Origin of the sequence: Pontibacter aquaedesilientis (genome assembly GCF_014773225.1) — a bacterium.
In the GTDB taxonomy this organism is placed as follows: Bacteria; Bacteroidota; Bacteroidia; order Cytophagales; family Hymenobacteraceae; genus Pontibacter; species Pontibacter aquaedesilientis.
Window position 1 is genome coordinate 292255 of the sequence record NZ_JACXAJ010000001.1, and the last position, 25229, is coordinate 317483.

Genomic DNA, 25229 nt, shown 5'->3' on the forward strand with positions numbered 1-25229 from the left:
GCCGGCTATACCTAGTTTTTGCCGCTCCTGGTGAAAGGCACAAAAATCACCGGCATGAGGTTCTTGGTGATAAGCTTCCCTTTCTTCTTTTCAATCAATTTCAGGGTTTGCGTCCTGTAGGCAGGGCCCACCGGTATCACCATCCTGCCGCCTTCCTTAAGCTGCTCCAGCAGGGGAGGCGGTATCGTTTCAGCGCCGGCTGTCACCACAATGGCATCGTATGGAGCGTGTTCCTCCCAGCCCTGGTAGCCGTCTCCTATCTTCACCTGCACCTGTTCATAGCCAAGCTTTTTCAATCGGGCGGCGGCGGCGACTCCGTGCTCAGGCACGATTTCGATGGTATAGACTTCCCTCACAATTTCTGCCAGCACGGCTGCCTGGTATCCAGAGCCCGTTCCTATTTCCAACACCTTCATTTGAGCAGTAGGCCTGATCACCTCTGTCATGTAGGCGACCATATACGGTTGTGAGATCGTCTGTCCGAGGCCGATCGGCAAGGCGTGGTCGGCGTAGGCTTTAGAAGCGACTTCCGGGGGGACAAACAAATGCCTCCTGACGGTGCGCATCGCTTTCAATACAGCCAGGTCAGACACGCCCCGGGCTTCGATCTGGCGCCTGACCATATGCTCCCGCTTTTCCTCGAAAGGATCTTTTTGAACAGGGCGGTTGCCCTGATTGAGAATGGGGAAAGCCAGTAATGAGATAAGCAGAAGGGTATTAACAGATGGTGACATGGGCATTGGATGCTAATCTTAGAACTCACCCTGATGCACAAATGGATGACACCAAAGCAGGGCTGTTAGTGTGACGGCTTTAAACCAGGCATTGTACATTCCCTCCACGTCCTCCTGGGAGTGTCCTTTCTTTTTCAGGAAGTCTTTGATGGTGACCGTGATGGGGTAAATGAAGGCCACGATGTACCGGAAGTGCACGATCGGTACAGCCTGGACCTGATCGGTCTGGTTTTTCTTGGTGGAATGGTGGCGTTTGGCAATTTCATGTTGGTAGTCCAGCCAGGCCTGATCGTAGGGGCGGTGGCATAGGTCCAGTATCCATTGCTTAAACCTGACCCTGACGGCAGAGAGGTAGTGCTCGTTCGGCTTGCCGTTCTCCCCGAAATAATAGACCAGATGCTCGTTGCTACCTACGTAGTTGTACCACAGGTCCAGCACAGCGTCGGTCTGGTCCTGCAGCACATCGCCCGCCATCTTGAGAAAGCGGTTGTCGTCGTCGCTCCACAGCAGAGTTTTCTTAAGCAGTTCTAGGTCCTGCTTGGTAACGGGAGAATGTTCCAATCCGGCCTCCCCATATGCGTACCCTTTGATGTGTTCTTTCATGGCAGTCGGTGAATTAAGGTATAACGCCTGCAAGCTGTCTGCTGCAGCCTCCTTGTTTCACGACATTTTTAAATTAATTGTTTGCGTTCGAAAGGTATATTGCGTGAAGGCGTCCTTATGATGAGTTAAACTCTCATTCTGAACATATTTAAATTGCCAATCGAAAGAGAAATACTTAAATACCGTCTAATTTTGCTGCCAATACCTTACCGATGGCTGCTAAACCAGCTTACATTCAGTTGCAAGGCAGGTGAGATAGGTTTTGGCTGTTAAATCAAGTTCAGTTTTATGTTGAATCAAAAATGTTAGATGTTATAATTCTTCTTGCTGGGTTTGTTTTGCTCATTCTTGGGGCTGACAAATTGGTGGACGCTGCTTCGAGCTTAGCTGCCAAAATGGGTATACCCAATATCGTGATCGGGTTAACGATTGTGGCCTTTGGTACATCAGCTCCTGAGTTGGTTGTGAACGTGTTTGCCGCACTTGAAGGAAGCACGGAGATGGTGCTCGGCAATGTACTGGGCAGTAACATTTTCAATGTGCTGGCGATTCTGGGCGTGTCAGCCATCATTTATCCTCTCTCTGTCAAGACTAACACCACCTGGCTCGAAATTCCATTGAGTCTGCTGGCTGCCATAGCGGTATTGGTGGTAGCAAATGACATGCTGTTTGACAATGCTGCGGCAGATTATATATCCAGAACCGATGGCATGATCCTGTTGCTGTTCTTCACCATTTTCCTGGTCTATAACCTGAAGATCGCCCAAAATAACCCCGCAGACGAAGAGGAAACAAAGCCCTATACCTACCTGAAAGCCGGGTTATTCATAACTTTAGGCCTTGTAGGGCTGGTCTTAGGCGGCCGTTTGATCGTGACCAGTGCAGTCAGTTTGGCGCAGGCATTTGGTTTGTCCGAAAGGCTCATTGCCCTGACGGTTGTTTCTATTGGTACTTCGCTGCCCGAGTTGGCTACCTCCATTGTCGCAGTCCGCAAGAAGAAGGTAGACATCGCCATTGGCAATGTAGTCGGGTCAAACATCTTCAACATTTTCCTTATACTGGGTGTGTCTGCTATTGTAACCCCGCTTCAGATCAGCGCTAACGCATTTATCGACATTGCCATTAACATAGCGGCGGGCATGTTGCTTTTTATCTTCATTTTTACAGGAAGAGGCAGGCAACTATCCAGAGCCGAGGGTATCGTATTTCTGGTGATATACCTCGCTTACGTGGCGTTCCTGGTGACACAGGGGTAGTTTTAAGTGTTTTCGAACATAGGACCCTTGCTGTCAAGTTTATACCTAGACACCAGAAGCAAGCTACGTAAGCTGTATGGTTATATAGCTATATTTGCAAGAATAAAAGTGGAACTTTTACCTTTAAAGAAGCAAATAACCTCAAAGCGCATATTTTGAATATAGAGGATAATATCAGCAGTGTTGTCGGTAAGTCGAATGTAGAGAACTTGAAGCGGTCTATTTTTAGCAAGCCAGGTAAAGATATTCCCGCAGGTATAGTTGTATTTCTGGTGGCACTTCCCCTCTGTCTGGGCATTGCATTGGCCAGCGGTGCACCTCTCATTTCAGGGCTTATATCAGGAATCATCGGAGGAATTGTAATTGGTGCTATTAGTCAGTCCGATGTCAGCGTGAGCGGCCCGGCCGCCAGCTTGACGGCTGTTGTACTGGTGGCTATTCAAAATCTGGAAAGATTTGAGATCTTTCTCCTGGCCCTGGTGCTTGGTGGTTTGATACAGTTAGCACTCGGCCTGATGAAAGCAGGATTGATAGCGGATTATCTGCCAACCAGTATCATCAAAGGACTGCTGGCCGCGATAGGGCTTATCCTGATCATCTCGCAAATTCCCTATGCGATGGGAGTAGAGTTGGGTAAAAGTCGGATGATGGATTATTCTCAAAACTTCTTTACTGGAGCCCAGCAGAAAGTGACCTTTATCTTCAAGTCCATGGCCCCCGGAGCGATCACGCTTTCTCTAATATCAATGGGCGTGCTGGTTTTTTGGGATAAGACTTTTATGCGTAAGCTGAAGCTTGTTCCGCCATTTCTGGTGGTGGTGATCTTAGGCGTTATCCTGAATCAGTTCTTTAAGTATGTTATACCTTCCTTATATCTGGATGGTATCCACCTGGTGAACATCCCGAAAATTGAAGGGTTTGCGTCATTTGTTACTTTCCCTGACTTTACAGCGATTGGCAACATTCAGGTATGGACATATGCCTTTACCATCGCATTGATCGCCTCGATTGCATCGCTGCTGGCTATTGAGGCAGCAGACAACCTGGACCCGCATAAGCGACGAAGCCCTCCTAACCGGGAGTTGGTGGCGCAAGGTATAGGCAATACACTGGCAGGCCTGGTGGGGGGAATTCCGATCACTTCAGTAATTGTGAGAAGCTCTGTCAATATTGAGACAGGGGCAGAAACAAAGCTCTCCACAATCATACACGGCACCCTGCTGCTGGTAAGTGTTCTGTTTCTCAGTTCAGTGATTAACCTGATTCCCTTGGCATCGCTGGCGGTGCTTCTGTTGGTGGTTGGCTATAAGTTAGCCTCTGTTACCATTTTCAAGAGCATGTACTTAAAGGGATGGCCGCAGTTTCTTCCATTTGTTGTGACAACCCTGTCTATTTTGGTTACAGATGTGCTCATCGGTGTCATGATAGGTACCGCTGTCAGCATCTTTTTCTTGCTCAGAGGTAATTTCTATAATCCGTTTTACATCGAAAGCACGAGCACCCCAAAAGGAAAGGTCTATAGGCTGGAGCTGTCAAATGAGGTGTCGTTTCTGAACAAACCGGCCATAAAATCCACCTTATGGAATCTGCCTAAAAACTCCCAGATTATCATCGACGCTACGTTTGCCACCTACATCGAGCCTGATGTAATTGAGATACTGCACGACTTCCAAGATACCTTCGCTCGGGAAAACGATATTGAGGTGATTATGACAGGCCTGCGCGAAAGTTATGCAGCCAAAAACCAGGAGGAGGTAATGGATGTGAATACGGAGGTAACTAATGTGCTAGCCACACCGCAGGATATCCTGGATTACCTTAAGGATGGCAACCAGCGCTATGTGGACGGTAACCTGGTGTCGAGGAGGTTGAGAAACAAAGAGCTGATGGATTTCATAAAAGAAGCCCCATTGGCCGCAGTTGTCAATTCTATAGACATGCGTGAACCCTTGAACATGCTTCTGAACACAGGCATCGGGGATTTGATACCGCTGCGTGCTGCAGGTAACCTGATGAGCGATTTTTTGATTTATAGTACCGAAATCGCCTGTCGGAAGCAAGGTGCCAGGTTGATCCTTCTGATGGGGAACTCCGGAAACTCTTTTATCAGCGAGGCTTTGGAGTGTTATCTAGCTGGTAAAGAATCTTACCTGTATCCTTTGCTGGGTCCTGCACTTGCTTCTAGAGCGATCAGTCCGGAACAGCTAGTAAAAGAAAACCTCAATAAATTAGTTGACGAGATCACTTTATGGAATCTGGCAGAATCTAAGAGAAGAATAATGGATCAAAACCAGTATATCAGGGAGCAGGTGAGTCTAGGTCAGTTGGGACTATGTTCAGCTTTTTTCGATCGTGAAACAGGAAATATCGAATTCTCTGCACTAGTGAAGGTATAAATTCAGGTTTTCTTTAAGCTTGTGGGCATTGTAGCTTTTATGAAGTGCTTATACCTAGAGGCAGACTTTCACGCCATATTGCTTACATACTTGAAACTGTTGCTGAAAGAATGTAACGGGGAATTTATAGGGTTTTGATTAGGTATGTGGGGTAAACCGGGAAGGGTTTAAAGGGTAGATGTTAAAGCGATTTTTCTTGAAGCCATTCCTTGGCGTCTTCCTCTTCGGTGAAGACTTTTACCTCAAATTCATTTTTGACAAGTTCATAGAATGCATCGAATGAACGCTGCCCATAAATGCCCGGCCCCTGCACATAGGCATAGTAACGTATACCACCTGCCTTGGCCTGCGGCATCCACTTCTGAACAAGCCAGTTTACGGCTATCTCCCAAGGTCCAATCAGTTCGTGGTTGCCATGCAGGAAGCCTTTGCAAGGCCTTTCCCGGAGCATAGTCAAGATCTGAGTGCTACCCATCATCACTGTCTCTAAGGACTGTAACCCAATCCAGTTGGTGGCTATAAAGGAGTTGTCAGACATTCTTCTTATTTCTAAAAAAATGTCTCCGTTTGCCTTCTGAAGCTCCTTTTTAGTAGTGGAAGGTGCTATTTCTTTTTTCTCAAACACGCTATTGCTCGTTTAAATTCTAGATAGCCTTCTCAAACTACCTCCCAGCACCCGAAGTGCATTTTTGTTTACAAAAAGCCTTTCATCGCTGCAATCGTTTCTGCAGGAGCACTCAGGTTTGGGCAATGCCCGGTTGCTTCAAGCACCACCAGCTTACTTCCCTGTATTTGCTGATGGTTATATTCTCCTACGAGTAAAGGAGCGATTGCGTCGTCGGAACATTGCAATATCAGTGTATCGGTCTTCACCAAAGGCAAATCCTTGCGATGGTCAGACAGGAAAGTTAGGTGGGCAAAGTCTCTCGCTATACCTTTGTGACTCGTGCAGAAACTACCTGCCAGCTCCTGGCTTAGCTCAGGCCGGTCAAGGTTCCCCATGATAACAGGGGCAATGGTATTAGACCAACCCAGGTAATCGCTTTCCAGCGATTCCAGCAGGCCTTCGATAGCCTCCCTGGTAAAGCCCCCAACGTAGTCGCCATCGTTGATAAAACTCGGGGAGGGACAAATAAGCACCAGTTTAGAGAAGCGCTCCGGTTCCATGATGGCTGCCAGCATGCCAATGATGGCACTGACCGAATGACCCACAAAAATCACGTCCTTCAGCTCCAGTTCCTGGCATATTTCCAGTATATCTGCGGCATAGTCCTTCAAGGAAGAGTAGTTTTCTTTGGAATAGGAGGAAGTGTCGGAGTTACCGAAGCCGATGTGGTCAAAAAGTATGATCTGATAGTCTTCTTCGAAGCCTGGCGTAATGAAACGCCACATGTTTTGGTCACAGCCGTAGCCATGGGCAAACAGCATTGGTTGCTGGCCCTTGCCTTTCACCGTCACGTTATTTCTTTTTAGTACACTCATCGGATTATAAGATTTAATCAGTGATTAACTAATGAATACTGTCGGAGCCATTGCTCTGCTTTGGACTTGTCATCGAAAAGCTGTGTCTGAAATGCCGTTAGGTCAGTGTAAAACCGGGATGCCGAAGCCTCCCCGAAGGTCTCCGGCGTGCTGATCATGGCCAGGCGTTTTAATCCGCTCTTGGCTGCACGCGGAGCCCAGTCCTGAATTACCCAATCCATAGAGTGATCCCAGGATCCTACAATAAGGCGAGTATTGTTAAGGACGCAGGTATAGCCCTGCTCCTGCAAAACTTTGATGTAAGCTTCTGCCCCGGTCCGAATATTATCCGGAGTAAGGTATCCCATCCAATTGACATAGACCCACCTGTCGGTCGGCATGACCTCAATAGTCAGGAAAACTCTGCCAAATGCATTTCTTAATTCTTGTTTCATCTTTTACAGCTGTCACCAAAGATAGCTATAAAACAGAACAAAAAGCATGGCTTATATTTATGCCCTGAGAGATAGGCAGGACTGATTCAGGATCAGGTGAGAACATGGGGGTGGTGGGCTGTTCGGAGATGCGTGTTTTGAGAGAAATCTTCAAATGAAAACCAATCACCAGCCTACCCAATCATCGGTTTTATGGCCATTGAACAGGCCCCAGGTTACCCTCAGCTTGGTCGTGAAACATTTATTTCAAAAAAATTAAACGGAAATAGTTGTAACGGTAACATATTATCTGTATAATTGGTTAACCAATTACAGGTTTGTAAATTATTAGATATAGAAAGGCTATGGAAGTATTAAGTAATTTTAAGGAGATAGTAGTTGAGAAACCTGCTGATAAGATCATTAAGCAAATAAAGGAACTTATTTCTTCCGGACAGCTGAAGCCTGGAGACAAACTGCCGCCTGAGCGCCAATTGTGTGAGAAGTTGGGTGTGGGAAGAAGCTATGTGCGGGACGCTATCCGTAAGCTCGAGTTTTACGGTATTGTCAAGACATTGCCGCAAAGCGGAACCGTTGTCGCAGGCCTGGGTATTACAGCTTTGGAGGGGTTGATTACGGATGTGTTGATGGTAGAGGGGCACGACTTCCACTCTTTGATTGAAACACGTTTGATTCTTGAAAAGCAAACCGTACGGCTAGCGGCCATGCGCAGGACTGAGGAAGATCTTGCCGACTTGGAAAGAGCGCTGGAAGCCTACCGGACAAAGGTTAAAAATGGCAAGCAAGGTATCGAAGAAGATCTGATGTTCCATATCCGTATAGCGGAGGCAAGCAAAAACAGTGTGCTCAAATCCTTAATGCTCATCGTGACACCCGATATCCTAACACACTTTACCCAACAGAATGTTTGTGGCGGAGGCAGACCCTATGGAGCACTGGAAGAGCATATGGACATTCTGGAATACATTCGCATACAAGACCCCGATAAGGCAGAAGCTGCCATGAGCACCCACCTGAAAGATGTCGTAAATTTTAAAAGCTAATCACACCCAGGTATAGCGCTACTACTTACTGAGAGCCTTGCTGTACCTAGATGGCAAAATAAACGCAAGAAAGGACCTTTGAAAATTAAATTGGTTAACCAGTTTAAAGTTTACCAAAATTTCCTTAGCTTAGTAATCTCTTAGGGAAACGACCTGCTAAGTTGCTTTGGTTAGATGTTGAATGAGTTTCACTTCTGCCTTCACCATCGCAGCGATACCTTAACAGCATATTAAAAGAGGCTAACCGAATCCATAGAAGGTTTAAAATAAAGAAACGATTACTTCAAGCAGTTATGAAGAAAAACTACCCCTTTTTTCTGAGCCTTGCTGCCTTTATGGTATTTGGTTGCAGTACGTTTACTAAAACCCATACCTCCACGCCAACAGCAAGCATGGTTGTGGAGCAATCAGCATTTGCTGCGGCTATAGCCCGTGCGCAACCCGGTGATACGCTGCGTATGGCTGCAGGCGTTTGGCGAGACGCCCGCCTGGTGTTTGAAGGAAAAGGAACAGCGGATAAACCCATTGTGCTCATGGCTCAATATCCGGGTGCCGTTAAGTTAGAGGGTAAGTCCAGTCTGAAGATTGCAGGGGAGTACCTGGTGGTGTCGGGGCTGGTGTTTGTGAATGGCTATACACCAGACGATGCGGTTATCGCTTTTAGAAAAGACAAAGACAACCTGGCCTATAACTGCCGGGTAACGGAATGTGTGATAGACGGGTATAACCAGCCAGACCGGTTTAAAAGTGACACCTGGATTGACTTGTACGGCCGGAACAATCGCGTAGACCACACTTACCTGAACAACAAACTCAACAGTGGCGTTACTTTGGTCGTTCAGCTCAACAGCAAGGAAAGCCAGCAGAACCACCACCGTATCGATCATAACTACTTCGGGGAGCGGCCTCGCCTCGGCTCCAACGGCGGCGAAACCATGCGAATCGGTACCTCCACTTTATCGCTCACGTCCAGCAACACCCTAGTAGAGAATAACTTTTTCAACCGCTGCAACGGGGAAGTGGAGATTATCTCCGTCAAATCCGGGGAGAACATCATTCGTAACAATACCTTCTATGAGTCGGAAGGCGTACTAGCGCTGCGTCACGGCAACAATAACTTAGTAGAGGGTAACTACTTTATCGGCAACAACCGCAAGAACACCGGCGGTATTCGGGTAATAAATGCGGGCCACACGATCCAGAACAACTATTTTCAGGATTTGCAAGGCGACCGCTTTTTTGCTGCGCTCGGTGTGATGAACGGAGTGCCAGATTCGCCTATTAACCGCTATCACCAGGTTAAGGATGTTGTGATAAAAGACAATGCCTTTATGAATTGCGCCCATGTAAAGTTCGGTGTGGGTAGCGACAGCGAGCGCACTGCCACACCGCAGAACGTAAAGGTGCAGCACAATATCTTCTATACGCCCACTGCGCAGGCCCCATACACCGCCCTGGATGACATCAGCGGGGTTTCCTTCCAGAACAATAAAGTAATCGGTACCGCGAAAGGCTTCAAAGTAGACGGATTTGAGCATTCAAATCTTCAGCTACAGAAAACAGCAGAAGGTTTGTGGGCTTCTGCCAATGGGACTCTCTCTCCTAAGCTTCCAGCTGACGCCAACACAACCGGCGTAAGCTGGTACAAGCCCGAAATCGCAAACGCAGCAGCGGCTTCTATAACAAAGGTTACACGAGAAAAAGGAGCGCTGGAGCAGGCTATACAAAACGCAACAGAAGGAGCGGTTATCGAATTGCAGGAAGTAGGGGAGTACAACATCAGCAAAACGATAGAGTTGCCGCACGGCATAACGTTGCGTGCCAAGTCCGGCCTCGCGACAAAGCCTGTCATCCAGATGAGCTACAACGACAAAGGACAGGCGCTGCTCGCGATTGCAAAGGGCGGCACAGTAAAAATGGAGGGGATTGCCTTCAACGGGTATTCTGACGGAGGTGTAGCCGACCAGGCCATCCGGACAAGCACCAAACCGATGATCCAGCACTACAATCTGTTTGTAAATAACTGTGCATTCTACGGTTTCAACGAGTCCGGTGCAGGCGCTTTTAAAGCCTACCAGAGCACCTTTGCCGATACAGTTTCCTTCACCAATTCCAGCTTCGAGGATATTTCAGGTATAGCGATCAACCTGTCGGCCGAACGTGATGACAAAGGCAAGTATAACGCAGAGTATGTTATACTAGAGAACTGCCTTTTTAACGGTGTAATGGGGAGCGCCCTGGATTTATACCGCGGCGGCAACGACGAAAGTACGGCCGGCCCATACCTGAAAGTGGACCATTGCACCTTCAATAAAGTGAATAACACAGAACTTGGCTCGGTACTGCGCCTGGTGGGCGTGCAATGGGCCGAAATCACTAACAGCATTTTTAGCAACAGCGGGCAAGGTGGCCGGGCGGTTTTCTTCGAGAGCCCACGCTGGTCGCATAACCGCATCGACTACTCTAATCTCTACCAGTCCGGCAAAATTGACTCCTTTTATGGCAATGTAACTGGCAAGCACATGTACACAGCGCAACCAGAATATACCCAACCCGGACAAGGCAATTTTCAACTCAGGTCAGGCTCAAAATTATTGGGCAAAGGCAGCGACGGCAAACCGCTTGGTGCCCTCTGGAGCGACGGAAAACTGAACCCCAACGGAAACAACTTATAGTACATGATACACTCGTTACGCACCTTTTTCACCGTTTTGCTGGCGCTGGCACTGATGGTTCATGCCTCACCCGCTCACGCACAACAAGCACAGCAATATCCTAGACTTATACTTACACCAGACGGAGTAGCTGCCATTAAGGCCACGCTTGGCAATGCCCCCTTGCTTACTTCCAGTTTTCAGGAGACTAAGCAGGGCACCGATGCGCTCATGAGGGCTGGTATAAACGTGCCTGTGCCCAAGGATGCCGGTGGCGGGTTTACGCACGAGCAGCACAAACGCAACTACAAGGCCATGCACCAGGCCGGTATCTTGTTCCAGGTAACCGGCGAAGACAAGTACCTGCAGTATGTGAAGAACATGCTCAACGCCTACGCAAAGCTTTACCCGACGCTGGGCCTGCACCCGGAGCGCAAAGAGCAGTCGCCGGGCAAGCTTTTCTGGCAAAGCCTGAATGATTGCGTGTGGCTGGTTTATACTATCCAAGCCTATGATGCCGTGAAAGGACACTTGAGCCAGCAGGAGATTCAAAACATAGAGAAAAATCTTTTCTACCCGGCTGCCCGCTTCCTTTCCGAAGAATCTGCCGAAACGTTCAACAAAATCCATAACCACGGTACCTGGGCAGTTGCTGCTGTAGGTATGACGGGCTATGTGCTTAACGATAAGAAGCTGGTGCAGCAGTCGCTATACGGACTGGATGAGAAAGGGACGGGCGGATTTATAGCGCAGCTCGACCAACTGTTCTCACCGGACGGATACTATACCGAAGGTCCTTACTATCAACGCTATGCTTTGATGCCTTTTGTGGTTTTTGCGCAGGCGATTGCCAACAACGAGCCGCAGCGCAAGATCTTCAGCTACCGCGACAATATTCTGCTAAAAGCCATTAATACGGCCCTACAGTTGACTTATGATATGAAGTTTTTCCCGTTCAACGATGCCCTGAAAGAGAAAGACCTGCGGTCGGTAGAACTAGTGTACGGAACCAACATCGCCTATGCCCACACCCAGGACAAGCGTTTACTTTCTATTGCCGAGAAGCAGGGCGAGGTGATCCTTTCTGCGGAAGGCGTGCAGGTGGCAAAAGCGCTGGATAACAAGGAGGCGCAGCCTTTCAACTTTACTTCAATGGAACTGCGCGATGGCGCTAAGGGCAACGAAGGTGCTGTGGGTGTGCTCCGCTCCGGCATTCAGGACAAAGACGAGGCCCTGGTGATGAAGTATAGCGCACAGGGTATGGGCCACGGCCACTTCGACAAACTGACCTGGCTGTTTTACGACAACGGAAACGAGATTATACAAGACTACGGCGCGGCGCGCTACCTGAATGTGGAAGCCAAGTATGGCGGGCACTACCTACCGGAAAACAAGACCTGGGCCAAGCAAACAGTATCGCATAACACGGTGCTGGTAAACGAGCAGAGCCACTTCAAAGGCGACTATGACCTGGGTATGAAGTCATTCCCGACATCGCGCTTTTTCGATGTCTCTAACAAGGATGTGCAGGTGATGTCAGCGGAGATAAAGGAAGTATACCCAGGCGTGAACTTTATCCGCACCATGGCCATGCTCCGCGATGAAGCCTTTGACCAGCCGATTATACTTGATGTGTTTGAGGTAAACGCAAAAGATTCGCAGCAGCAGTATGACCTGCCTTTATATTACCAGGGGCAGCTGATCAACACCAACTTTGAGGTGCAAAGCAACAGCTCACAACTGAAGGCGGTGGGGCAGAAGAATGGCTACGAGCACCTGTGGCAGGTGGCGCAAGGCAAGCTGCCTGCAGGTACGGCACAGGTTACCTGGCTCAACGGCAACAGGTTTTATACTTACTCCACCATTGGCAGTGAGAACGCCGAAATGCTGTTCACGCGCATTGGTGCCAACGACCCTAACTTTAACCTTCGTAACGAGCCCGGGTTGATGCTCCGCAAAAAAGGCAATGCCGGCCAAACGGTTTTTGTGTCGGTGCTGGAGCCGCACGGCGAGTTTAACGCCAAAGACGAGTACACCACCCAGGCCAGCAGCCAGATCAAGTCGCTGCGCCTGCAGGAGCAGGACGGCGCTAAAATCATCTGGATAGAGACCGTGAACGGCGATTTGCGTGCCTTTACGTTGGCTACTAACCCCGCAGCTAAATCTAAGCATAACATAAAAACGCAGTCAGGCAAACTGAACTGGGTAGGACCTTATCACTATTTCAAACTAAAAAAATAAAAGATATGCAAAAGCAAAGTGAAGAGTACTTGTTCGGTGAAACGTTGGCTTGGGAAGAAGTAGCCCCTGGTGTAAAACGTCAGCTGATGGGTTACGACGGAACGATTCTGATGGCAAAAGTGCAGTTCGAGGTAGGAAGCGTTGGTGCCGTGCATGAGCATTTTCATGCCCAGGCAACTTACGTGGTGAGCGGCGCTTTCGAGGTGGAGATAGACGGCCAGAAGAAAGTACTACGCTCAGGAGATGGTTTTTACATTCCGCCGCATGTATGGCATGGCGCCGTATGCCAGGAGGCAGGTGTCTTGATCGATGTTTTCAGCCCGATTCGCGAGGATTTCTTTAAACCTGAAACACTTACAACATGAAAGTAAAAGGACTCAGGTGGGTTATCGTGAGCATGGTGGGCTTAGCCACGGTAATCAATTACATCGACCGCAATGCCCTGGCCGTGATGTGGCCCAGTATTGCAGAAGAGCTAAACCTTGGCAAGGATGACTATGCCCTCATCTTATCCTTTTTCATGGTGGCGTACGCCGTGGGCCAGTCTGCTTTCGGTAAGATTTTCGACAGCCTGGGCACAAGGGCTGGATTCGTGCTATCCATTGTAATCTGGTCGGCTTCCATTGCCCTGCATGCGGTTGCCAAATCGGTTACATCCTTCGGTATTTTCCGGTTCACGCTGGGCTTTGGCGAGGCGGGCAACTGGCCCGGTGCCACCAAAAGCAACGCCGAGTGGTTCCCGATCCGGGAGCGGGCTTTTGCGCAGGGTATCTTCAATTCCGGTGCATCCATCGGGGCTGTGGTGTCGGCGCCCATCATTGCTTTGCTTTATGTAGCCATCGGTTGGCGCACCACATTTTTAGTCATTGCTGCCTTAGGCATCATTTGGGTTATTCCGTGGATTATCCTCTACAAAGCATCTCCAGGCAAGCACCCTTGGCTAACAGACGAAGAAAGGCAATATATCTTATCAGGACAAAAATCCTCCTTTTTGGCTTCGGAGCCCGTGGAAGACTATGCGCCAGGCTGGTTTGAAATGCTGCGCTACAGACAAAGCTGGGCTGTAATCGCGACTCGCTTTTTCATCGACCCTGTGTGGTGGCTGTTCGTGTCGTGGCTTCCGATTTACTTAGCTGACCGATTTGGCTTTGACGTGAAGCAGATAGGCCTGTTCGCTTGGGTGCCTTATGTAGGGGCAGCCATCGGAAGCCTTTTCGGGGGCTGGCTGGCTGGCTTCTGGCTTAAAAAAGGTTGGAGTGTCAACCGAACCCGCAAAATAATCATCTCCCTTGGTGGAGCCATCATGCTGCCTGCTTTGATCTTGACCGCATTTGCAGCTACGCCGCTAATAGCTGTGTTGCTGATTGCTGTTATCCTGTTTGGGTTTCAGATAGCTATTGGTAATATCCAAACATTACCCAGCGACTTCTTCTCAGGAAAATCTGTTGGCTCCTTGGCTGGCGTCAGTGGTACGGCTGCCATTGTGGGTACTCTTATTACCACATGGCTGGTGCCCGTGATTACAGTAGATTCTTATGTTCCTTTCTTCGTACTGGGCGCAATTCTGGTGCCGCTTGCCATGCTTGCTGTTTGGGTACTTAGCGGCGAGATTAAGCCCATCACGGTGAAAGCAAAACAAGAAACTGTATTGAATTAGTTTTTATCAAATAATTTATAACAATCCTAATTAAATCATAAAGGATTATGGAAAATCAATCAGAAAATAGAGTAGCAGTTGTAACAGGTGCCACTGGAGGTATTGGGTTTGAGGTAGCAAAAAGATTAGGTAAAGATAATTTTACGGTGATCTTAAACGGTATCGACGATAATGCGGGAGCTGAAAAGGTGGAAGAGCTTCGAAAAGAAGGTATCAGAGCAGAGTATTATGGTTTTGATGTTACCAATGAGGATGAGGTGAACGGCAATTTTAATAGAATCGGCGAAAACTATGGCAGAATCGATGTTTTGGTAAATAATGCCGGAGGCCTAGGAGGTAGAGCAAGATTTGAAGAGATGACGACTGAATTCTACAGAAAAGTGATGGCGCTAAACCTTGATTCAGTGTTCTTTACTTCAAGAGCTGCTATCCCATACCTCAAAAAAGGAGAAAACGCTTCTATCATCAATTACACGTCAAACGCAGGATGGAATGCCGGCGGACCTGGAGCGGGAATCTATGGCACCTCCAAAGCCGGGGTTCATGCCATCACCAGAGCACTGGCGAAAGATCTAGCTGAATACGGCATCAGAGTAAATGCGGTATCCCCTGGTACAATCGATACACCATTCCACGCCCAGATCAAATCCACCAAGCCTGAAGTATTCGCTTCCTGGAAAGATAATATTATGCTGGGAAGACTGGGCAAGCCTGAAGAAGTAGCTTCTGTTGTTTCTTTCTTGGCTAGCAAAGATGCCTCATTTATTACCGCTGAGACCATACAAGTAGGTGGTGGGCAGGCCTTGGGTATATAAAATAGGTAAAGCACAATTATCAGACTGTTTTAATAAAAAGATGATAGGTTTAGAGGCAAAAGTTGTTGAAGTAACTGGAGGTGTTCATGTTATGGGCACCCACAGCGACCTGAACACTGTTGTTTTCTGCTTATAATTAACACGAAGCCTTATGAAAAAAGTAGCCTGTTTTGGAGAGGTCATGATGCGCTTGTCTACCCCGGGGCACCAGATGTTTGGGCAAGCCAGGCAGTTTAACGCCTGTTATGGGGGGGCAGAAGCCAACGTGGCCATTTCACTGGCTACTTTCGGCGTTCCTGCCTCGTTTATTACCCGTGTGCCTGCCAACGATTTAGGTGAGTGCGTGTGGCAGGAACTTCGCAGGTATGGGGTGGTAACGCAGGGAGTTTACACAGGCGGAGACCGGCTCGGCTTATACTTTCTGGAAAGCGGGGCTGGTTTCCGCTCCAGCAAAGTCATCTACGACCGGTCTCACTCTTCCTTTGCTGAACTGACGCTGGGCATGATAGACTGGGAAGCGCATCTTGCCGGGCACGAGTGGTTTCATTGGTCGGGCATTTCGCCGGCTGTCTCACAAAGTGCGGCGGCAGTTTGCCTGGAGGGTGTCAAGATGGCTAAAAAGCTCGGCTTGCAGATTTCCTGTGACCTGAACTACCGCAGCAAACTATGGCAGTATACCGATTCGCCGGAGGAAATCATGACAGAATTATTGGCCCGAACCGATGTGGTGCTTGCTAACCCTGATGATGTGTGGCACTATTTCGGCATAAAAGCGGAGGGGTATGATATAGATGACCCAGCCTATAACGAGGCGGTGCTGCAGCTCCTGGTGCAAAAGTTTCCCAACATCAAAACCGCAGTCACTACCCTGCGCCGCACCGTAAATGCCAGCCACAATACCTGGGCCGCCTTGATGCTCCAGCATGATGAGTCACTTGTATCCCAGACTTACGACCTGAACCCGATCATTGACCGCGTAGGCGGAGGAGATTCCTTTATGGCCGGTCTTATTTATGGCCTGATCAAACATTCGGATGACTTGCAGTATGCCCTGGAATTTGCTGTAGCCGCATCTGCGCTGAAGCATAGCATAGAAGGAGACGCCAACCTAGTGAAAGTGGCCGATGTGGCCAAGCTGTTAGAGGGTGGCTCCGTTGCCGCACGTGTATCCCGTTAAAACAATATCGAATGTCTAGACGCACAAGAATTGAAGTAGCCTTAGCCATGGAGGCAACAGGTTTGATCCCGCTTTTTTACGAAGCCGATTTTGAGGTAGCCAAGCAAATCCTGTGCAGTTGCTACAGAGGTGGAGCCCGGGTTGTGGAGTTTACCAACAGGGGAGAGTTTGCGCACGAGGTGTTTGCCGCCCTGGTGAAATTTGCGCGGGTTGAGTTGCCCGAACTCATATTGGGCATTGGCTCCGTTACCGACGCAGGCACGGCCGCTTTGTACATGCAGCTCGGTGCTGAGTTTATTGTGACGCCAGTGCTTCGCGAGGATATCGCCAAGGTATGTAACCGCCGCAAGGTGTTGTGGTTGCCTGGCTGCCAAACGCTTACCGAAATAGCGGCCGCTGAAGAGTTGGGCGCTGAGATTGTGAAGCTTTTTCCGGGCGAAAGTATAAGCCCAGGTTTTGTATCGGCAATTAAGGGCCCCTGCCCCTGGACTAAGATCATGCCTACCGGTGGCGTGTCCCTGGAGGAGGAAAACCTTGCGCCCTGGTTTAAAGCAGGGGTAAGCTGCGTTGGGGCAGGATCAAAACTGATGGCGGATAAGTCCAACTACGGTGCTATCGAGCAAACTACAAAAGCGGCCTTGGACGCCATCAAACGTATTCGCAATGGGGTAGCCTGATTCATCTTATCAGAAGAAACCAATCGAAGCGTTCCAGTTTCTAGTGCCCAATATATCAGTAATTTAGCTTGATTGAAGGTTTCTGTTACAGGCTGAAAGTTTTTTACTAAAAAAGCCTTATAAAAATAGAATATATGATTAAAATTTAATTATATTGGTTGACCAATTAAAGGTATACCAAAAATCCCTTTTCTAACTTATCACCTTAAACCATTAAAATTATGCAAAATGCTTTACCCGCAAAGCCACAAAGCAGAAATTTGTTGAAATACATGCTTCTGTACGCTGTGTTGCTGTTGTATTGCGCTACCGGCTACTCACAGGCCGTGCAGAATAATAAGGCGGCCGGCACTGTTACCGGAAAAGTTACCAATGATGTGGGAGAGCCCCTGCCAGGTGTGACGATAATAGTGCAAGGTACAACTGTCGGGACGGCTTCCGGAGCTGATGGCAGTTTCGAGGTAAAAGCCGAAGCAGGCAGTGTTTTGGTTTTCAGGTATATAGGTTTCGAGGAAATGGTGGTGCCTCTGGAAGGGAAGAAGCAACTGAATGTGTCGCTGAAGCCCGACACCAAGCAGCTAAGCGAAGTTGTGGTGGTCGGTTACGGCGAACAGAAGAAATCGCACCTGACGGGCTCTATCTCCCGACTGGAGAACAAGAACCTGGAGCAGATCCCTGTCTCACGCATTGACCAGGCTATACAAGGCCAGATTGCGGGTGTAAGGGTTCAGAATATTACGTCTGAAGTCGGCCAGGCGCCTGAAGTGAGTATACGGGGCGTCAGCTCGATCAGTGCCGGAAGCGCTCCGCTTGTGGTGGTGGACGGTTATCCTACAAACGACGGCCTGGAGTTTATAAACGCTGCCAGCATAGCTTCGATCGAGGTGCTGAAGGATGCGAGTTCAACCGCAATTTACGGTTCGCGGGGAGCCAATGGGGTAATTCTGGTGACAACAAAGGAGGGTAAGGCAAATGAGCCACGCTACGATTTCCAGTCCTCATTCGGTGTGAAGTCATTCTATAAGAAAGAGGATGTGATGGATGCCTATGCGTATACCGACATGCTGCTCCGCGAGAACCAACTGATTGAGAATGCTGCCGCCGCACGCGCAGGGAGGGAGGCCAAGGTACTGAACTTTACGGCAAGGGAGAAGATGATGCGCCTGATCGCCGATAACTCAGGTATAACCGACTGGCAGGACGAAGCTACCCGCGACCTGACAACCATGAAAAGTTACCTGCTGAACGTAGCTGGCGGAAGCGGAAACGTGAACTACTTCATATCGGGGCAATACGTGGATGATGAGGGCATACTGAAGGATAACAGTCTGGACCGATTTAACCTCTCTGCCAAAATAAACGCCAAATTAACCAAGAAGATCAAGATTGGACTTGATATCAAGCCCACCTATACGCGTACCCAAAGGTCTTCGGTGCCTTACGCAGATTTCACCCGTACCCATACCTGGTCGCCGGTCAGGCACAACGCCTATACCTCTGCTGCCACAGGCTATGCCCTAGGGGAGTATGCGCACGGCAGGCACTACAGGAATATTGTGCTGACCTACATGGATGCCGAGGGAAACCAGCAGTCTGTTACAAACTCCAACATCTGGGGAACTGGCAATAATAACCCTGTTTCGCGCATGGAAAATGAATCGCGCCAACAGTACGATTACCGCCTGGTTGCCAACTCAAATCTGCAGTGGGACATTGTGAAGAACCTACGCTTCAAAACGACATTTGGTACCTACATTAAGTACAGAGACTACGACAGATGGCGTAGTTCGCAAGCCGATGAAGCCGGCCTCCGCCTTTCCTCCAATAACACATTGCTCACCAAAGACCTTCTGAGTGAAAACACGCTGGATTACAAGTGGGCAAAAGGCCAGCATACGATCAATGCACTGGCTGGCTATACCTACCAATACACCGATTACAAGCACACCTCAATAGAGGGCTCGCAGCAGCCTACCGATTACGTGCCAACCGTGAATGCGGCCACCACGCTTAACCTGGCAAACTCCTATACCTTAAAGGAAGAGGATGCCCTGATCTCCTACCTCGGGCGTGTTAATTATGCCTACGATGACAAGTACCTCCTCTCTGTTGCGATGAGAACAGATGGCTCCTCCAGGTTTGGCGACAGCAGAAAGTATGGTTCGTTTCCGTCGGCATCGGCCGGTTGGAACGTTGCCAATGAAGCATTCTGGGCCGAGTACCTGGGCGTTGTCAACCAATTTAAACTGCGCGCCAGTGTAGGCCTGACAGGCAACAACAACATCGCCAACTACGTGAATGTGAACACGCTGGCTGGCGCCAACTATGTTTTTGGCGACGGTATAGGCAGTGTCGCACAAGGCCTTGGGCAGATCAACGAGACAATCTCCAATAGCGCCATCACCTGGGAAAAAACCCTTGAGTTTGATTATGGTCTTGATTTGGGCTTATTTTCAAACCGACTGTCACTCACCGCTGACTATTACTACTCTGTAACACAGGATTTGCTCTATCAGCAAAACATCACCGCCATCTCAGGCTATCGCAATTTCTGGAACAACATTGGCCGCATTGAGAACAAGGGCCTGGAACTGTCGCTGAGTGCTTATGCCTTTAACAAACCTGAGTTTAGCTGGCAAGTTGGGGCCAACGTCTCTGCAAACCGTAACAGGCTGCTTTCGCTGGGAGGTGCCCAGCAGTTCATCAACACTGGTGAGCGAGGGGAGCAGTACCTTTCTAAGGTAGGGCAGGAGATGGTGCAGTTTTTCGGCTACAAAAAAATCGGTGTGTGGCAGAACCAGGAAGAGATCAATGCCAACCCGCACTCTGCTGAGGATGCCCCTGGAGGTATACGGGTGGCCGATATCAACGGCGACGGCGTGATCGACGCAAACGACCGCACGGCGGTGGGAAGCCCGTTCCCTGACTATACCTGGGGCCTGACTAACAGAATAAACTTCAAGGGCTTTGATCTAAGCGTGGTGATTGAAGGGTCTCAGGGAGCTGAAGTATTCAGTGGAGACGGTTTCTATACGGAGTCGCGCTACCTGCACTACGATTACACGGATGGCCGTTGGTTCAGCCCAGACTATGCCGCGTCGAAGCCCCGTGAGAAAAATGGCCGGGACTGGGTACACACAGACTACCTGGTGCATGACGCCTCTTACACTGCCCTGCGCAGCGCCGTGCTGGGGTATACCCTGCCCAAATCGCTGGCCTCCCGGGTAAAGCTGGAGACGATTAGAGTATATGTCTCTGGTTACAACCTGCTATACCTGATGGCTGATGAATACACGGGCCTTAACCCGGAAGCGCAAATGACGAGTGGCGTGTACCAGTCACCGCTTATTGTGGGCTATCAGCGTGGAGCGTACCCGATACAGCGCACAGTGACCATGGGTGTTGATGTGAAATTTTAAGTTGCTATAGAAATGAGAACTATCCATACGATATTAAAGCACACAGGTATCAGCCTGTCATTGGTAGCGGCCACCTGCTTTATCTCCTCCTGCGAAGACAAGCTCGACCTTCGCCCCATCTCTGAGGTAGAAGAGGGCGGCTTTTACAAGAACGCACAAGATGTGAACCAGGCGCTCATTGCCACCTACAACAGCCTGCACGGTATGATGGAGGATGAGTGGACGCTTACTGAAATCCGTTCCGATAACACCACCATAACTCCGAGTGCCAGTGTTGCAAGACACATAACCGTGCGTGACCTGGACCGGTTTGTGGTGAACCCCCTTAACGAGTATGTTGAGAGCTATTGGCGCGCGGCCTACCGCACCATTGCACTCTCCAACGATGTGCTGGACCACATCGAGGTCGTGACTGACCCGGTGCTGCGAGGGCAGTACGAGGGAGAGGCACGTTTTTTAAGAGCATTGGCCTATTTCAACCTTGTTAGGTTGTGGGGCGGCGTTTTTATCACAGACCACTCCATGACAGGGGTAGAGGCTGTCGGGAAGAACTACCAGCGCAGCACAGAGGCAGAGGTATACAAATTCTTACTTGAAGACCTGGAGAAGGCTACCGGCATGCTGCAAACAAATGTGGCCAAAGGACGCGTAAGCAAATGGGCGGCGCAGGCATTGTGGGCCAAAGCGCTCCTGACGGCCAAAGGCTCTGGAGACGCACAGAAAGCTGAGGGCCTGCTGCGCGAGATAGTGGGTAAATACAACCTGCAGAATACCTATGCTTCGGTGTTCAGCATTAGCAATGAGTATAACAGCGAGATTTTGTTTGCGGTGCGCTATACCTCGGGCAACGTAGGGCTGGGCTCTCCGTTCGCCAACCTGTTCGGGCCCGACAACAGCGAAAACTATGTTGTGACCGGAGACGGCGAGGAGTACAACTATCCCACCGAGAGCATTACCAACGCTTTTCTGAATGAAGGCGACCTGGCCAGAAAAGAAGCCTCTATGGCGCAAAGCTGGGTTGGCAAAGGAGGGAAGGTGACCAACCTCAACTATGTAACGAAGTACCTTTCCAAATTTGCGGTAGCGTTCGATGCCGAAAATGACTGGCCTATTCTGCGTTATTCCGATGTGTTGCTGTTGCTGGCCGAAGCCATTAACGAGAAAAGCGGAGCCCCAACCGGCGAGGCCATCGGATACCTTAACCAGGTACACAGACGTGCAAAACCCGGCAGCGAACCCTATTCCACTACCAATGCCGGTAATTATTACGACTTTGTACTTGCCCTGGCAAAAGAGCGGCGCCTGGAGTTCGCGTTTGAGAACCAGCGCTGGTTCGATCTGCTGCGCCTTGGCCTGGCCAAATCGATCATGAACGCACACTTCCAGACAGAGCCATACTATAACAACCCCAGTCAGGGATTCTTCTCCACCGGACCAATCACAGATTGGCAGCTCGTGTTGCCTATTCCGCAGTTTGAGTTGGACGTGAACCCCCGGGTTACGCAGAATATCGGGTACTAGTGGCTGAGGAAGCAATGCCCTATTAGAAAATGTATCGTTACATAAAATGAATAAACAGCATGTTACAGCTATCGAATTATAGGTTACTCCAGTTCTTGATGGTACTGGTGCTCATGACCTCGTGCTATGATGAGGAAGTGGATCAAACTTTGGAAGAGATACGTGGGGTGAACCCCATTATTACTTCTTTTAAGCCGGAAGCGGCAGACGTTAAGGAACTTGTAACCGTGTATGGCGAGAACCTGAACTTTGTGGACAGCGTGTATATTGGCGGTGTGTTAAGCCCCATCTACAGACGCATAAACAGCAACGAGCTGGTGTTGCAGGTTGCGCCGCAGGCAAAGAGCGGCAAGGTAAGAGTACTGACAGCAGCAAAGAAAGAAGGTATTTCGGAAGCCACGTTGCAGATTAACTATCCGGTGCCGGCCGTGCAGCCGGAGTTGTCTGAGATAAAGGATGAACTCCTCGCTAACAATGTAGTGGTGCTAGGCGGATCCAAGCTCAATGTAATCGACAAAGTGTTTTTCGGCGAAAAGGCAGCCACCATCATTTACCAGCGTGCTGCCTCCATTGCGGTGCTTGTGCCGCTTTTCCCTAATGATCAGGTGGTAGATATTTCCTATTCTTACTTCACGCCGGTGGGTAGCGAGAAAGTCGCCGTTAAGTCTGGCGTGCAAATCATCACACCATCGCCACGGGTAAGCAATTGGGTACCGCTCCTTATAAAAGGGAAAACATATACTCTGGAAGGGCAGAACCTGAATATGGTCGAAAAAGTTTTTGTAGGAGCAACCGAGGCTACCATTACGGATAAGCAGGCAGTTTCCCTCTCTTTTGTGGCACCAGGCGGCACAACTGCCAAAACCAGCCTGAAACTGCAATACACCAACAATGGCGAGCAGCAAGTGTTGGAGCGCCCGGTAGCCTACATTGCCAGCAACGTTGAGACTTACTTCGATTTCGAGGACAGAAGTTTGGCGGCTGTAACGGTAGGTAAATCGGCAAACACCCTCAGCAGTGCCATCAACGGTACGGTTGAGCAGCCAGCCTTCCCGGCAGGAAACGCTTACTATCACGCCAACATGTTCGACTCGAAAGGCGACGCAGGCGGTAGCTCCATCACCTATATCCGTTTCGACAAGCAGGCAAACAACTCCTGGAAAACGATGTTTGCCAACAACGCCAGCGGCCAGCCTGTGCTGCACTTCTGGCTAAACGTGAACAACACCACGCCTACCATCAGGCTATACCTGACCAACTCGGATAGCTATTACCTGAGACTGAAAAACCTGAGCCCTGAAAAGTATAAAGAAGTGTTTGGGGAAGACGGTAAGCAATGGGCACTGATCGCCGTGCGCCTCAAAGATCTGGGTCCGGCAGTCACAGATGCCAAAATTGCTACTGACAGCTATGCCCGCATGAACTTCCTGATAGATAGCCAGCAGAACGTGCCAATTGAAGTAAACATCGACTGGATCTCCATTACGGATAAAGTTCTGACAGGCATTGGCGCCGTGGACATGACAGATTCTTTTTAACTGATAGCCAAAGTTTTCTTACCCGCACCGGTTAGCCAGTCTGCTTACTTGCCTAGCAAGTATAGGCTACAGGTTAACCGGTGCTTTTTATGTGTAATACTTATTAAACTACCTACAGAATTCCCCTCTTGGGAGGGGTAGGGGTGGGTTATTCAAACACCATTTTCACCGCATTTAACATTCATAGCATACCCTATGACAAAGTACCGTATCCTCATTTGCCTTTTCCTGCTCATCGGACTTGGGAGCAGTGCCTGGACACCCCGCGCCACTAGTACCCTCGTGAAAAACCAGACAGAGTTGAAAGCAGCCATTGCCAAGGCCAAGCCCGGCGACACGCTGGTGATGGCCAACGGGCAATGGGAAAACGTGTCCATCCTGTTTGAGGGGTATGGCAAACCCGAAGCGCCTATTGTGCTCCTCGCCCAGGAAAAAGGAAAAGTGATCCTGAGCGGCCAAAGCGAAATCCGGATAGCCGGGGAGCATTTGGAGGTAAACGGCCTGCATTTTAAAAATGGGATGGCGCCTTCTAACACGGTGATTTCCTTCCGAAAAGACTCTAAAACAGTAGCCAACAACTGCCGCGTCACCAACTGCGTGATTCAGGATTACAGCAATGTGGGCGCAGACGAGAAGTGGGTGAACATCTACGGCAAGTACAACCGCTTCGATCACAACATGCTGGAGGGCAAGAAAAGCGAGGGCACCACGCTCGTGGTATGGCTCAGTGACTCGGCCAGCCTTGAGAACAAGCACCGCATTGACCACAACTATTTCGGACATCGACCCGCGCTGGGCAAAAACGGTGGCGAAACGATCCGTATCGGTACTTCGGACCACTCGATGCACCGCTCCCAGACGGTTGTGGAGCAAAATTACTTTTACCGTTGCGATGGTGAGGCAGAGATCATTTCTATCAAATCAGCCGAAAATGTGATTCAACAGAATGTGTTTTACGAGTCGCAGGGGTCTGTGGTGCTGCGCCACGGCAACAACAACATCGTCCGCGACAATGTGTTTATTGGGAACAGAGTGAAGGGCACCGGCGGGATACGCGTGATCAATCAGGGCCACCAGGTATACGGCAACTTTCTGCAGGAACTGAACGGCAGCGAGAACAAGTCCAGTCTGGTGGTGATGAACGGTATTATAAATTCTCCGCTGAACGGCTACCACCAGGTGCGCGATGTCACGATCAAAGACAATACGTTTGTGTTTTGCAGCCCCTGGCAATTGGGCGTGGGCAGCAGAGCAAAGCAAACGCAGCAACCGGAGCGCACTCTTATCGCCGACAACACTTATTACAACCCCATTGGCAAGGTGGTGTACGAAATGGAAAACCCCTTGCCCGGCATTACCTTCCGCGAAAACAAGTATACCATTGGTGTGCCCACCCCAGTAGAGGGTTTCACCAGAAACAAGCAAACCTTTGTGAAAGGCAAGAACGGCATTTGGAAAGTGAAAGGTGCGCCGGATCGGGAACTGCCTGTTAGCCTCGACGCTGTTGGCCCGGAGTGGCTGCGGCCTGCGCTTTAAAGGCAGTTTCGAGACCAGTATAAGTATAGATCCATTTTCTTACCCA

General features: G+C 49.5%; 19 protein-coding genes. 14 read left to right on the top strand and 5 right to left on the bottom strand.

Translation table 11 applies throughout. From position 1 onward, the window contains the following. Positions 1 to 11: 11 nt before the first annotated feature. Positions 12 to 734, bottom strand: coding sequence for a protein-L-isoaspartate(D-aspartate) O-methyltransferase (locus H9Q13_RS01255; RefSeq protein WP_191181942.1), 723 nt, complete (start codon positions 732 to 734; stop codon positions 12 to 14). 18 nt (positions 735 to 752) lie between these two features. Next, positions 753 to 1337, bottom strand: coding sequence for a protoglobin domain-containing protein (locus H9Q13_RS01260; RefSeq protein WP_191181943.1), 585 nt, complete (start codon positions 1335 to 1337; stop codon positions 753 to 755). Positions 1338 to 1639: 302 nt separating this feature from the next. Here H9Q13_RS01260 and H9Q13_RS01265 point away from each other — a divergent pair, with 302 nt between their 5' ends. Together H9Q13_RS01265 and H9Q13_RS01270 are read left to right on the top strand one after the other, a co-directional pair. After that, positions 1640 to 2593, top strand: coding sequence for a calcium/sodium antiporter (locus H9Q13_RS01265; RefSeq protein WP_191181944.1), 954 nt, complete (start codon positions 1640 to 1642; stop codon positions 2591 to 2593). Positions 2594 to 2748: 155 nt separating this feature from the next. Beyond that, positions 2749 to 4989 (top strand): bifunctional SulP family inorganic anion transporter/carbonic anhydrase, encoded by a 2241-nt coding sequence (locus tag H9Q13_RS01270; protein ID WP_224743996.1) that lies wholly within the window; start codon positions 2749 to 2751, stop codon positions 4987 to 4989. A gap of 181 nt (positions 4990 to 5170) precedes the next feature. Here the strand turns inward: H9Q13_RS01270 and H9Q13_RS01275 are convergent, their stop codons facing one another. The 3 genes from H9Q13_RS01275 to H9Q13_RS01285 all read right to left on the bottom strand — a co-directional run bounded on the left by H9Q13_RS01275 (position 5171) and on the right by H9Q13_RS01285 (position 6905). Beyond that, entirely contained in the window at positions 5171 to 5614 is a 444-nt protein-coding gene (locus tag H9Q13_RS01275) for a hypothetical protein (RefSeq protein ID WP_191181945.1), read from the bottom strand. Positions 5615 to 5682: 68 nt separating this feature from the next. Next, on the bottom strand, positions 5683 to 6471 hold the full coding sequence (locus H9Q13_RS01280; protein WP_191181946.1) for an alpha/beta fold hydrolase: 789 nt from the start codon (positions 6469 to 6471) through the stop codon (positions 5683 to 5685). 17 nt (positions 6472 to 6488) lie between these two features. Beyond that, positions 6489 to 6905 carry an STAS/SEC14 domain-containing protein gene (locus tag H9Q13_RS01285; RefSeq protein WP_191181947.1) on the bottom strand — a complete coding sequence of 139 codons (417 nt, stop codon included), beginning with the start codon at positions 6903 to 6905 and terminating at the stop codon, positions 6489 to 6491. Positions 6906 to 7249: 344 nt separating this feature from the next. On the opposite strand from H9Q13_RS01285, the gene H9Q13_RS01290 reads away from it, so the two are divergent. From H9Q13_RS01290 to H9Q13_RS01345, 12 genes are all read left to right on the top strand, one after another. After that, a complete protein-coding gene (locus H9Q13_RS01290; protein ID WP_191181948.1) occupies positions 7250 to 7948 on the top strand; it encodes a FadR/GntR family transcriptional regulator in 699 nt (232 codons plus the stop codon). A 293-nt stretch (positions 7949 to 8241) separates the two neighbouring features. Further along, positions 8242 to 10623, top strand: a complete 2382-nt coding sequence (locus H9Q13_RS01295) for a polysaccharide lyase 6 family protein (RefSeq protein WP_191181949.1) — start codon at positions 8242 to 8244, stop codon at positions 10621 to 10623. A gap of 3 nt (positions 10624 to 10626) precedes the next feature. Further along, a complete protein-coding gene (locus H9Q13_RS01300; protein WP_191181950.1) occupies positions 10627 to 12843 on the top strand; it encodes a heparinase II/III domain-containing protein in 2217 nt (738 codons plus the stop codon). A gap of 5 nt (positions 12844 to 12848) precedes the next feature. Further along, on the top strand, positions 12849 to 13208 hold the full coding sequence (locus tag H9Q13_RS01305; RefSeq protein WP_191181951.1) for a cupin domain-containing protein: 360 nt from the start codon (positions 12849 to 12851) through the stop codon (positions 13206 to 13208). Next, positions 13205 to 14500 carry an MFS transporter gene (locus H9Q13_RS01310; RefSeq protein ID WP_191181952.1) on the top strand — a complete coding sequence of 432 codons (1296 nt, stop codon included), beginning with the start codon at positions 13205 to 13207 and terminating at the stop codon, positions 14498 to 14500. The genes H9Q13_RS01305 and H9Q13_RS01310 overlap by 4 nt, the downstream gene beginning before the upstream one ends. 47 nt (positions 14501 to 14547) lie before the next feature. Continuing rightward, positions 14548 to 15315, top strand: a complete 768-nt coding sequence (locus H9Q13_RS01315; RefSeq protein ID WP_191181953.1) for an SDR family NAD(P)-dependent oxidoreductase — start codon at positions 14548 to 14550, stop codon at positions 15313 to 15315. A gap of 151 nt (positions 15316 to 15466) precedes the next feature. Further along, positions 15467 to 16492: a sugar kinase gene (locus tag H9Q13_RS01320; protein WP_191181954.1), complete on the top strand. Its 1026-nt coding sequence runs from the start codon at positions 15467 to 15469 to the stop codon at positions 16490 to 16492. Positions 16493 to 16503: 11 nt separating this feature from the next. Next, the gene (locus H9Q13_RS01325) at positions 16504 to 17169 is read left to right on the top strand and encodes a bifunctional 4-hydroxy-2-oxoglutarate aldolase/2-dehydro-3-deoxy-phosphogluconate aldolase (protein WP_191181955.1); all 666 of its coding nucleotides are present in this window, start codon (positions 16504 to 16506) and stop codon (positions 17167 to 17169) included. Positions 17170 to 17441: 272 nt separating this feature from the next. Next, entirely contained in the window at positions 17442 to 20588 is a 3147-nt protein-coding gene (locus H9Q13_RS01330; protein ID WP_224744066.1) for a SusC/RagA family TonB-linked outer membrane protein, read from the top strand. Between the two features lie 12 nt (positions 20589 to 20600). Then, complete coding sequence (locus H9Q13_RS01335) at positions 20601 to 22109, top strand: RagB/SusD family nutrient uptake outer membrane protein (RefSeq protein WP_191181957.1); 1509 nt, start codon at positions 20601 to 20603, stop codon at positions 22107 to 22109. 59 nt (positions 22110 to 22168) lie between these two features. After that, complete coding sequence (locus H9Q13_RS01340; protein ID WP_191181958.1) at positions 22169 to 23647, top strand: IPT/TIG domain-containing protein; 1479 nt, start codon at positions 22169 to 22171, stop codon at positions 23645 to 23647. Between the two features lie 195 nt (positions 23648 to 23842). Continuing rightward, positions 23843 to 25183 (top strand): polysaccharide lyase 6 family protein, encoded by a 1341-nt coding sequence (locus H9Q13_RS01345; protein ID WP_191181959.1) that lies wholly within the window; start codon positions 23843 to 23845, stop codon positions 25181 to 25183. The last annotated feature ends 46 nt before the right edge of the window (positions 25184 to 25229 follow it).

Excerpts from the sequence above, each read along its gene's own strand:
- H9Q13_RS01255 (WP_191181942.1), bottom strand. The coding sequence starts at position 734 with ATGTCACCATCTGTTAATACCCTTCTGCTTATCTCATTACTGGCTTTC.
- H9Q13_RS01260 (WP_191181943.1), bottom strand. The coding sequence starts at position 1,337 with ATGAAAGAACACATCAAAGGGTACGCATATGGGGAGGCCGGATTGGAA.
- H9Q13_RS01265 (WP_191181944.1), top strand. The coding sequence starts at position 1,640 with ATGTTAGATGTTATAATTCTTCTTGCTGGGTTTGTTTTGCTCATTCTT.
- H9Q13_RS01280 (WP_191181946.1), bottom strand. The coding sequence starts at position 6,471 with ATGAGTGTACTAAAAAGAAATAACGTGACGGTGAAAGGCAAGGGCCAG.
- H9Q13_RS01285 (WP_191181947.1), bottom strand. The coding sequence starts at position 6,905 with ATGAAACAAGAATTAAGAAATGCATTTGGCAGAGTTTTCCTGACTATT.
- H9Q13_RS01290 (WP_191181948.1), top strand. The coding sequence starts at position 7,250 with ATGGAAGTATTAAGTAATTTTAAGGAGATAGTAGTTGAGAAACCTGCT.
- H9Q13_RS01295 (WP_191181949.1), top strand. The coding sequence starts at position 8,242 with ATGAAGAAAAACTACCCCTTTTTTCTGAGCCTTGCTGCCTTTATGGTA.
- H9Q13_RS01300 (WP_191181950.1), top strand. The coding sequence starts at position 10,627 with ATGATACACTCGTTACGCACCTTTTTCACCGTTTTGCTGGCGCTGGCA.
- H9Q13_RS01305 (WP_191181951.1), top strand. The coding sequence starts at position 12,849 with ATGCAAAAGCAAAGTGAAGAGTACTTGTTCGGTGAAACGTTGGCTTGG.
- H9Q13_RS01310 (WP_191181952.1), top strand. The coding sequence starts at position 13,205 with ATGAAAGTAAAAGGACTCAGGTGGGTTATCGTGAGCATGGTGGGCTTA.
- H9Q13_RS01315 (WP_191181953.1), top strand. The coding sequence starts at position 14,548 with ATGGAAAATCAATCAGAAAATAGAGTAGCAGTTGTAACAGGTGCCACT.
- H9Q13_RS01320 (WP_191181954.1), top strand. The coding sequence starts at position 15,467 with ATGAAAAAAGTAGCCTGTTTTGGAGAGGTCATGATGCGCTTGTCTACC.
- H9Q13_RS01325 (WP_191181955.1), top strand. The coding sequence starts at position 16,504 with ATGTCTAGACGCACAAGAATTGAAGTAGCCTTAGCCATGGAGGCAACA.
- H9Q13_RS01330 (WP_224744066.1), top strand. The coding sequence starts at position 17,442 with ATGCTTCTGTACGCTGTGTTGCTGTTGTATTGCGCTACCGGCTACTCA.
- H9Q13_RS01335 (WP_191181957.1), top strand. The coding sequence starts at position 20,601 with ATGAGAACTATCCATACGATATTAAAGCACACAGGTATCAGCCTGTCA.
- H9Q13_RS01340 (WP_191181958.1), top strand. The coding sequence starts at position 22,169 with ATGTTACAGCTATCGAATTATAGGTTACTCCAGTTCTTGATGGTACTG.
- H9Q13_RS01345 (WP_191181959.1), top strand. The coding sequence starts at position 23,843 with ATGACAAAGTACCGTATCCTCATTTGCCTTTTCCTGCTCATCGGACTT.